This is a genomic window from Cypionkella sp. (genome assembly GCF_028290025.1).
In the GTDB taxonomy this organism is placed as follows: Bacteria; Pseudomonadota; Alphaproteobacteria; order Rhodobacterales; family Rhodobacteraceae; genus Cypionkella.
Genome location: NZ_JAQGKQ010000088.1, coordinates 183,172 through 192,555, shown reverse-complemented (window position 1 = coordinate 192,555; position 9,384 = coordinate 183,172). Strand labels below are relative to the sequence as shown.

Here is a 9,384-nt window from a genome sequence, read left to right as displayed (position 1 = left end):
CTCGGGCCGGATGCGGGCCCCGGATTTACCAGCTCACAGGGCGTCTTATAGCCTATGGCACCATGCGGTCGTTCGGTATTGTAGTATCTCAACCAAGTCTCCATCTTTTCTTGCGCATCCGCAAGCGTCATGAACCAGTGGGCGTTAAGGCACTCCTCGCGGAAGCGGCCGTTAAATGCCTCGATAAAGGCGTTGTCGGTCGGTTTGCCCGGGCGTGAGAAGTCCAGAGTAACGCCTTTCGTATAGGCCCAGAGGTCGAGATCGCGTGAGATAAACTCTGAACCCTGATCGACCCGTATTGTCCTTGGGTACCCGAGCTGTGCCGGGCGCATGGTATGAGCAACGCGTCATCCTACAAGTGGCGGGCGAAGTATGGGGCATGGATGCGTCGATGATCGCCCAGACGAAGGCCATTGAGGACGAGAACCGCCGCTTGAAGAAGATGTTCGCCGAGTCGAGCATGCAAAATGAACTCCTCAAGGAAGCTCTCGGAAAAAAATAGTTGGCCACCTCAACGCCGCGAGATGGCCGGGACTGCGGTGGCGAGACGCGGGGTTAGCATAGCCTAGGCCTGCCGACCCTTTGGGGTCAGCGAGGCCTGCTTTCGCTATGGGCCGAAGTTGCGGGCCGAGAACGAAGAAATCGCCGATCTGCTTGTCGGGCTGACGGATGCCCGCAAGACTTGGGGGTTTGGCCTGTGTTTTTCTGCACCTGCGCAACGTGAAGGGTCATCCGTGGAACCACAAACGCGTCTACCGGATCTATTGCGCGCTCGAACTGAACTTGCGGATCAAATCTCGCAAGCGGTTGAAGCGTGACAAACCTGATGCACTGGCCGTGCCAGACGCGCCCAACATGACATGGTCGATGGATTTTCATGGCGGATCGCCTCGGCGACGGACGGGCATTTCGGCTGTTGAACGTGTTGGATGACATCAACCGGGAAGGCTTGGGTATTGAGGTCGACTTCTCTCTGCCAGCGGAACGGGTCATCCGCAGCCTTGACCGGATAATCGAATGGCGGGGCAAACCCGCCACCATAAGGGTCGACAATGGCCCTGAATACATTAGCGGCAAGCTGATGGAATGGGCAGAGAATCAAGGGGTATCGTCCAGCACATCCAACCCGGACAGCCGCAGCAAAACGCCTATATCGAGCGCTACAATCGCACGGTCCGGCACGAATGGCTCGACCAATACATCATAGAAAGCATCGAGGAGGCGCAGGACTTCGCCACACAATGGCTCTGGACTTATAACAACGACCACCCGAACATGGGTATCGGCGGCATCACACCCGCCCAGAAACTGAAAATGGCCGCGTGAATTCTACGCATGCATCTCGTTAAGAATGGGGGAATTACCAGTCAAGCATTGCTTTGCGCTGTGCCGAGTCCAGGCCGAGCGCTTTGGCGATCTTGCTCGACAAGAATGAGAGCCGTAGCGGTGCCGTACACATTGTCGCCAGCCTTCACATCCTGCACGATCAGCTCGTCGGCAGCGGCTGCTTCTGCGGGAGCATTGCTTATACGAGCTGGGTTTACTAATTTTTTCCGGCGTCACCTTTAACTGCGTCGCAATCAGATCACCCGATCGTTGCCTCCATCGACAGGAATCTGCGCGCCAGTTGTCCGGGGGAATGTGCCATCAACCAGCGCTGTCACCGCACGCGCAACATCGGAAGAAGTTACCTCAGCGCGCATCAAATTGCGCGATTTGTATTCCGCAACGGTCACGCCATAACGCCGCGCGGAGGTTTCCAGCGCCTCGGGCGTCCAAAGCTGAGTGTCGAACACCGCGTCGGGATGCACCGCGTTGACTGTGATGCCTTCGACGGCCAACTCCAACGCAGCGACCCGCATCAACTGGGTTAATCCTGCTTTTGACACCGAATAGGCCGCAGCCCCTGCCCCCGGTGCGGCGACATTGCGCGAGCCAATGAATACCACGCTCGGGGCCATGCCGTGACGCAAGAACGGGATCGCCTGTTTCAGTAGTTTGCGGTGAGAAGTGAGGTTCACTGCCAAAGTCTGATCCCACACATCATCCGACATCAATTCGACCGCCGCCCCGGTGCGAAAAATGCCGACGTTGGACACCAGAATATCAAGCCCGCCGTAGCTCGCCACAACCCGAGCCAACGCGGCGGCTATTTCGGTCTCGGAGGTTAGTTCTGCCACGATGCCTTCGTAGCCGGAGCGGTTCATATGATCTATCACACTGGCGTTGACATCCAGACCGACGACCACTGCGCCACGGCCACGCAAAGCTTCGGCACAGGCCTTACCTATGCCAGCGGCGGCACCGCTGACCACTGCAATTTTGCCTGCAAGTGGCGGCGGTGTGCCTTGCGATTTCAGCTTGGCTTGCTCCAGTTCCCAGTATTCCAGATCGCGCAGATCGTCTTCCGACAAACCCTGCCAGCCACCCAACCGCGCGGCTGTGCGAAGCGCCCGAAGCGTGGCAACCGTTACATCCGCCGATACTTTGGCCCGCGCCAATGTCGGACCATAGCTGCGCACCGCACCATCCGCCAAGATCGCCCAATGAGGATGCGGCGGAAGCGGGATCAATCCGGGCACGGTGCTGCGCGCCACATAGGCTTGGTAGTCGGCGGCAAATCTAGCCAAGCCTACCTCTGGATCACGATCCACAATGGCGGGGAATGGTTTGTTATGAATCACATGCTCCGGAGTCAGGGTGCCGTGGCGCGACAAGTCGGCAACGGAAGCAATTTCGTCCAACGGCAGCGATCCGGCAGGCAGCGACAGCATTGCACGGCCCGCAAGACGGCTGACCGCGCCGCGCAGGCTCGCGATGGCAACCGGATCCGTTGCGGGGGTTGAGGCGGTGGGCAGCGCCCCAACTTGTGTTGCAAGCCAATCCTCAGCCTGTGCGCAGACTTCAACCATCCGGTCATAGCTTTCGCGGGCCGTTTGCCCCCAAGTGAAAACGCCGTGATGTTCCAAAATGATCGCATCAATGGCCGCAAATTCCGGCGACAGGATCGCCGCCCGCATCTGCCGCGCCAAGTCAAAGCCGGGTTTGACATAGGGCAGGATCATTGCCCGATTGCTGTAGATTTCGTGTAGTCTCGCGCTTCCGTTCAAGCTGTTCGAGATAGTCAGGACGCCATCTGCATGGGAATGGTCAACATAGTCAAACGGCACAAGCGCGTGAACAATCGCCTCAATGGACGCCGCAGCAGCGCCAGCGTCCAGCCTTGCGCGCTTGACCTCGTTCACCATGTCGGGGTCGGACAGCGTTTCAAGTTCCGCCAGCGCCAGCAGCGGCGGCAGCGACAAAGCGGTGAAGCCCTCACGCCCCATTTTGCCCAGATCAAAGCCGCTGGCCTTGACCCAGATCACCGGCTGTATCACCCCAAATGCGTCCGCAACGCTGCCTTTCAGCGAGGTATTGCCACCGCCATGCAACACCATTGCGGGATCACGACCGATCAGACGCGAGGAATAGGCGCGCAGGTCCAGTGCAGACGCCGCCTGTGACGCCTCTTGCTCGTCCCACATATTCTGCATCGCATCCTCCTTCGGTGTGCGCATGGCTTGCCCGTGACCTGCCCAGCGCGACAGGCCTGTTCTTGTGTTGAAATTCTATTCAGGCCGCTGTTTTAACGTGCAAATCGCGGAAAATCTCATAGCCCTGCGCACCCGTGCGGCCCTCATGGACCACACCCGCCAACGCCTTTAGCATTGCTTCAGGGTCAGAGGATTGGAACACATTGCGCCCCATATCAACGCCCGCCGCCCCCTGATCAATCGCGCGGTAGGCCATTTCCAGCGCCTCGGCCTCGGGCAGTTTCTTGCCGCCCGCGATAACGATAGGCACCGGACAGCCAAGGGTGATGCGTTCAAAACCTTCCTCGACATAGTAGGATTTGACGAACTGCGCACCGATTTCGGCGGCGATCCGCGTGGCAAGCCCAAAGTAGCGCGCATCGCGCACCATATCTTTGCCCACCCCTGTGACCGCCATCGTCGGGATGCCATAGCGAGTGCCGGTGTCGATCAGCTTGACCACATTGGCGATGGATTTATGCTCATACTCCGCCCCGATATATATCTGGGCCGCCATCGCACAGGCACCCAAGCGGATCGCATCATCAATCTCAACGCCGACCAGTTCATTAGACAGTTCGGTGAGGATCGAGTTGCCCGCCGAACAACGCAGCACAATCGGTTTGTTCACCTCGGGCGGGATTGATGACCGCAGGCCGCCACGGGTGCACATCAGCACGTCGGTATGTTTAGCGAGTGGTGCGATGGTCAAGTCAATGCGCTCCAGCCCAGTGGTCGGGCCTTGGAAATAACCGTGATCAAACGCCAGCATCACCGTGCGACCGGTATCCGGGCGGAAAATCTGCGACAGTCGTGCCTTCATCCCCCAATCGTGATGCGCGGCACCTTTTAGAAAAAATCGGCTGGTATCGGCGGGGCGATCATGGCCCCAGTCTTTACCGTCTTTGATATCGTCCAAATCAGCCATAATACCCTCTCTCGCGAACCCTTAGGCCGCTGTGTAATCGCGCATCGCGCCCAAGATGATTGCCACCGAAATCGCGCCCGGATCGGGGTGGCCAATGCTGCGTTCGCCCAAAGACCGCGCTTTGCCGGTGGTGGCGATCATCGCCTTGGTCGCCTCAACCCCATCCTGCGCGCCTTTAGCGGCGGCGGTCATGGCCTCGGCAAGGTCACCTTCTACGGCGGCGGCCCGAGCGGCAAAACCCAACGCGTCGAGCATGGTTTTTTGCCCCTCCACCACGCCGCCACGTTTCGAGACTGCGGCTTGGGCGTCGGCAAGGAAGTGGCGGAAGCTGTTGGGGGTGATTTCATCTTGTCCCGCGAACGCCTTCGCTCCGGCGGTGAACACGGTGCCAAATACCGCACCCGCAGCGCCGCCCGTGTTGGCCATGATCGCCATGCCTGTTGCACGGAATGCCGCATCAATCGTGGCTGGTGGAGCATCAAGCGCCACCAAAGCCGCCTCAAACCCGCGCCGCATTCCGATACCATGATCACCGTCACCCGTTGCGAGATCGGCGTCGGTCAGCACATCGACATTGGCAATCACGGCCTCTGCCACCGCCCGCAACATCGCAACGCTTGCTTTCGCATCCATCACGCAGCCCCCATGTTCGAAAAGCCAACGGACCGGCAGGGCATGTCGAGCAATCCCTTCAGTTCATCATCAAGCTTCATCAGCGTGATCGAAAACCCCGCCATCTCCTGCACAGTCAGCCAAGTACCCACATCGGTGCGATGCACCCGGATGCCCGCCTCATCCAGCCGTTGCCGCAGGCGACGGTTCACCACCAGCATCTCCATCATCGTGGTGGCACCCAGATTGTTGATCAGCAACGCCACTTCATCGCCCGGCACAAAGGGCAAATCGGAAAGGATTTTCTCGATCATCTGATCCGCCACCACATCGGCAGAAGCGAGCTTTTGCCGCGCAAACCCGGCCTCGCCATGCGCGCCCATACCGACCTCTATCTCATCATCGGCCAGCTCAAACGTCAGTTTGCCAGTTTCGGGAATTGATCCGGCGGAAACGGCAACGCCCATCGAGCGCACCCAATCCCCGGCTTTGTTGACCACACGTTCTACCTCATCCAAGGTGCCCAGCGTCGCCACAGCGCCACCTGCCACCCGGATCATCAACAGGTCGCCCGCGATACCGCGCCGATCATGTTTGCGTTCGGGGGGTGCTGCGGCCACGTCGTCGCTGATGCGTATGGTGCGGACGTCGATGCCTTCGTCTTGAAGCATCTCGGCGGCGATATCGAAATTCATCGTGTCGCCCGCGTAGTTGCCATACAGAAACAGGATGCCCCGGCCCCGGTCCAGCGCTTTGGCGGTTTCATAGATCACATGCGGCGCAGGCGCGGCGAAGACCTGACCGCAGGCGGCTCCGTCGCCCATATTATCGCCGACAAAGCCATGAAACAGCGGTTCATGCCCTGACCCGCCGCCAATCAGCAGCGCCACGCGATCCGCAGGCAGGGTGGTTTTGACCAGCGCATCCAAGCCTGGCAAGCGCCTTGTGCGGCCATCGCTGGCGGCCAGTAGACCGTCGATCATCTCGGTCACGGCACGGCGGGGATCGTTGAGGATTTTCTTCGGGACTTTAGTCATGGTCGATCTCCTTTGGGCGGCGTTCCGGAATGTGATCCAGAACCATGAACAAGATCACACCGACCAGCAAAACGGGAAAGCCATAGCGGAACAGATCATGCGAAAATGGCTGGCACAGCATGGCAAAACCGGCCGCGATCAGGATGCTGGCGATGCGGTAAGCGGTGTTCATTGCGCGCCTCCCTGATGCGAAAGCAGCGCGCCCGTCGTGCGGTCAAACAGAAAGCCTGCCCCGTCCATTACCCGGAAATGGCAGGCATCGCCTTGTTTGAAGCTGCGTTTATCCTCCAACACCTTTCGGAAAACGCCCGATGTGGTGTTGACCTGCACAGCGGATTCGTAACCGCGATTGTCTACCGCATAGATCGTGCCGGGGTTGCCATCGCCGGTCATGCGGATATCCTCGGGCCAGATGCCAAGGCTGACCGGGCCGGGCTTCGCATTAACGCCGCCAAAGCCCGACAGCGGCAGGCTTTGCGCCCAACCCGGCACCTTGACCGCGTTATCCTTCACCACCGCATCGAAAAACGCCATCGAGGGCGAGCCGATCAGACGACCTACAAACGCCTCAGCCGGGCGGGCGTAGATTTCCTCAATCGTGCCAGTTTGCAGCACGCGGCCTTCGTTTATGATGGCAATGCGGTCGGCAATCGCAATCGCGCCGTGATAGTCGTGCGTCGCGTAGAGCATGGTCGATTGATGCTCGCGGTGGATCGCACGGAGTTCGGCACGCAACCCTTCGCGCAGCTTCAGGTCCAGTGCCGACAGCGGTTCATCCAGCAAATACAGCATTGGGCGGCGCACCAACGCCCGCGCAATCGACACCCGTTGTTTCTCACCCCCCGACAGAGTGCCAGTGTCGCGATCCAGCAGATGCGAGATGCGCAGCAGTTCCGCCGTGCGTCCGACACGCTTGGCAATCTCATCCTCGGCCTCGCGGTAGCGGGGGGATCGCAGCGGAAATGCGATATTGTCGCGCACATTCAGCACGGGCAGCAAGTTGAAGCCCTCAAACACAATCGACACATCTCGGCTTGAGGCCTCTGCTCCTGTAACATCGCGCCCGCCCAAGTGAACGCTGCCCCGATCGGTCTCCATCAACCCCGCCGTCGCGAGCAGGGTGGAGCTTTTGCCCGCCCCCGTCGGCCCCAGCAGCGCTAAAATCTCATTGCTCCGCACCGTCAGGTCGACACCGCTCAGCGCCGGTTTGCCGCGATAGGCTTTGCGCAAACCATTCAATTCCAGCATGGGCGCGTTCATGCGGCAATCCTTCCGGTTTCCAAACGCATCCCCGTCTCGGCATCAAAGAACATCAATCCGTCGGGTGCGAAAACCACGCCGCCGGGGGTGCTATCGGTGAGCGTGTCAAAACCCTGATGGATCGTATCGCCGATGCGGAAGGCGAAATATTTCTCACGCCCGACCGAGAACACATCGACCACTGGCAGCGGATGCCCTGCCCCGCTTACCAGCCGCACATCGCGAGGTCGGACGCCAAGTTTCAACGCGCGCGGGTTGCGGATAACCGCTTCGGGGAGTTCGGCATGGGTCAGCACCACCTCGCTGGCGCCCAAGCGGAAACCGCCCGACACCGGCACAAGATCAATCAGGTTCATCGACGGCGAGCCAATGAACTGCCCTGCAAAAACGCTGGAGGGTTGAAAGAAGATCGTGTCCGGCTTAGCCACTTGCACGATTTTGGAATGGTTCATCAGCACGATCCGGTCGGCCAGCGACATTGCCTCGCGTTGGTCATGCGTGACGTAGATCGTGGTCACGCCCAGCTCGCGCTGCAAATGCCCCAACTCCCAGCGCATCTCCTCGCGAAATTGTTCGTCAATCGCCGACAGCGGTTCATCCAGCAACAACGCCGCAGGCTCACGGATCACCGCCCGCGCCAGCGCCACCTTTTGCCGCGCGCCGGGCGGCAGGGCTGAGGGATAACGGCGCAGATCGTCGCCCAGTTTGAAGATGCCCGTCACCCAATCGAGCTTGCGGGCAATATCGGCCTTAGCCACACCACGGGCTTTCAGCGGGAAAATGATGTTTTCAGCGATGCTAAGATGCGGGTAAAGTGAGACGAACTGGAACACCATCGCGATGTTACGCTCACTTGGGCGCAGATCATTCACCCTTTTACCATCAAACAAAATATCGCCCGAGGTCGCGCTGACCAACCCAGCAATCGCCCGCAAAGTCGTGGTCTTACCGCAACCTGACGGGCCCAGATAAACCGCAAACTCCCCATCGTTTACCGTCAGGCTAACATCATCCACCGCCTTGAAGCCGCCGAAATGAATGGACAGGTTTTTCAGATCAATCCGCGCCATCAGTCATGCTCTCCCATTTTCGACAGATGCCGCACGAGGATCATCGCAAGCCCCATGATGATGCACAAAAGGATCATCGCCAGCGCCGAGGCCTCTCCGGTATAGAAGTAACTGAACGCGGTTTTGGCGACGGCGAACGACACGGTTTCGGTGCTGGATCCCGGCCCGCCGCCAGTCAGCGCAAAGAACAGATCATATTGCTTGAAGCTGTCGATCAGCCGCAAGATCAGCGCGATAAACAGCACCGGGGCCGACATTGGCAGAGTGATGCGGAAAAACAAATAGGCGGGGCTGGCGCCATCAACTTCCGCTGCCTCATAAATCGTCTCGGGAATGCCCCGGAATGCAGCCGTAGCCAGCAGCACAATAAACGGCGTCCACATCCAAGTATCGACCACAGCGGCGGCCCAAAGCGCGGCGGTGCTTTGGCCCAGCCAATCGACCTTATCCATGCCAACCACCGTCAGCAGATAGTTCACCACGCCCCATTCCGAGTTCAGCATATAGCGCCACAAAAACCCCGCCACGACCGGTGACAGCATCATCGGCAACATTAACGCCGTGAATAAAACGTCCCGACCGCGAAAGGTTTTCTGCAACTGATAGCCCACGAAAATCCCAACGATCATCTGCATCGACACACAGAGGAAGACGAACTTCCCGGTGAAGACAAAGCGCGCCCAAATGTCGTTGTCGGACAAAAGATATGTGTAGTTGTCCAATCCCGCCCACGTCATCGGCTCGTTTGGGCGCAGGGCAGAGAAGTTGTGAAAGCTGTAATAGATCAGCGAGAAGATTGGGTAAGCCACCATGAACAAGAGTAAAATCACGGTTGGCGACAGGAAGCCGATGATCATCAGTCGTCCGGTTGATCGCGGGCGCAGGGCGGTGTCGGTCATTGC

Annotated in this window: 8 protein-coding genes and 2 pseudogenes; 1 reads left to right on the top strand and 9 read right to left on the bottom strand. The window is 59.1% G+C overall.

Going from position 1 to position 9,384, the window contains the following annotated elements; genetic code table 11:
• Positions 1-314: pseudogene (locus JWS10_RS15600) on the bottom strand (integrase core domain-containing protein); the annotation flags it as partial.
• On the opposite strand from JWS10_RS15600, the pseudogene JWS10_RS15595 reads away from it, so the two are divergent.
• Positions 285-1,326: pseudogene (locus JWS10_RS15595) on the top strand (IS3 family transposase). The pseudogenes JWS10_RS15600 and JWS10_RS15595 overlap by 30 nt on opposite strands.
• Positions 1,327-1,580: 254 nt before the next feature.
• Here the strand turns inward: JWS10_RS15595 and JWS10_RS15590 are convergent.
• From JWS10_RS15590 to JWS10_RS15555, 8 genes are read right to left on the bottom strand one after another with little or no spacing between them, the layout of a single operon-like run.
• Positions 1,581-3,560, bottom strand: coding sequence for an SDR family oxidoreductase (locus tag JWS10_RS15590; RefSeq protein ID WP_299508787.1), 1,980 nt, complete (start codon positions 3,558-3,560; stop codon positions 1,581-1,583).
• A gap of 55 nt (positions 3,561-3,615) precedes the next feature.
• Positions 3,616-4,503 carry a 3-hydroxy-5-phosphonooxypentane-2,4-dione thiolase gene (gene lsrF, locus JWS10_RS15585; protein ID WP_299508786.1) on the bottom strand — a complete coding sequence of 296 codons (888 nt, stop codon included), beginning with the start codon at positions 4,501-4,503 and terminating at the stop codon, positions 3,616-3,618.
• A gap of 21 nt (positions 4,504-4,524) precedes the next feature.
• A complete protein-coding gene (gene dhaL, locus JWS10_RS15580; RefSeq protein ID WP_299508785.1) occupies positions 4,525-5,136 on the bottom strand; it encodes a dihydroxyacetone kinase subunit DhaL in 612 nt (203 codons plus the stop codon).
• Positions 5,136-6,152 (bottom strand): dihydroxyacetone kinase subunit DhaK, encoded by a 1,017-nt coding sequence (locus tag JWS10_RS15575; RefSeq protein WP_299508784.1) that lies wholly within the window; start codon positions 6,150-6,152, stop codon positions 5,136-5,138. Before JWS10_RS15575 ends, dhaL begins: the two co-directional genes overlap by 1 nt.
• Positions 6,145-6,324 carry a hypothetical protein gene (locus JWS10_RS15570; protein ID WP_299508783.1) on the bottom strand — a complete coding sequence of 60 codons (180 nt, stop codon included), beginning with the start codon at positions 6,322-6,324 and terminating at the stop codon, positions 6,145-6,147. The genes JWS10_RS15575 and JWS10_RS15570 overlap by 8 nt, the downstream gene beginning before the upstream one ends.
• Positions 6,321-7,412: an ABC transporter ATP-binding protein gene (locus JWS10_RS15565; RefSeq protein WP_299508782.1), complete on the bottom strand. Its 1,092-nt coding sequence runs from the start codon at positions 7,410-7,412 to the stop codon at positions 6,321-6,323. The genes JWS10_RS15570 and JWS10_RS15565 overlap by 4 nt, the downstream gene beginning before the upstream one ends.
• On the bottom strand, positions 7,409-8,482 hold the full coding sequence (locus tag JWS10_RS15560) for an ABC transporter ATP-binding protein (RefSeq protein WP_299508781.1): 1,074 nt from the start codon (positions 8,480-8,482) through the stop codon (positions 7,409-7,411). Before JWS10_RS15560 ends, JWS10_RS15565 begins: the two co-directional genes overlap by 4 nt.
• On the bottom strand, positions 8,482-9,381 hold the full coding sequence (locus JWS10_RS15555; protein WP_299508780.1) for a carbohydrate ABC transporter permease: 900 nt from the start codon (positions 9,379-9,381) through the stop codon (positions 8,482-8,484). The genes JWS10_RS15560 and JWS10_RS15555 overlap by 1 nt, the downstream gene beginning before the upstream one ends.
• Positions 9,382-9,384: the final 3 nt, after the last annotated feature.

What these genes read in the sequence shown, in the direction of transcription:
- JWS10_RS15590 (WP_299508787.1), bottom strand. Translation starts at nt 3,560, where the DNA reads ATGCGCACACCGAAGGAGGATGCGATGCAGAATATGTGGGACGAGCAA.
- lsrF (WP_299508786.1), bottom strand. Translation starts at nt 4,503, where the DNA reads ATGGCTGATTTGGACGATATCAAAGACGGTAAAGACTGGGGCCATGAT.
- dhaL (WP_299508785.1), bottom strand. Translation starts at nt 5,136, where the DNA reads ATGGATGCGAAAGCAAGCGTTGCGATGTTGCGGGCGGTGGCAGAGGCC.
- JWS10_RS15575 (WP_299508784.1), bottom strand. Translation starts at nt 6,152, where the DNA reads ATGACTAAAGTCCCGAAGAAAATCCTCAACGATCCCCGCCGTGCCGTG.
- JWS10_RS15570 (WP_299508783.1), bottom strand. Translation starts at nt 6,324, where the DNA reads ATGAACACCGCTTACCGCATCGCCAGCATCCTGATCGCGGCCGGTTTT.
- JWS10_RS15565 (WP_299508782.1), bottom strand. Translation starts at nt 7,412, where the DNA reads ATGAACGCGCCCATGCTGGAATTGAATGGTTTGCGCAAAGCCTATCGC.
- JWS10_RS15560 (WP_299508781.1), bottom strand. Translation starts at nt 8,482, where the DNA reads ATGGCGCGGATTGATCTGAAAAACCTGTCCATTCATTTCGGCGGCTTC.
- JWS10_RS15555 (WP_299508780.1), bottom strand. Translation starts at nt 9,381, where the DNA reads ATGACCGACACCGCCCTGCGCCCGCGATCAACCGGACGACTGATGATC.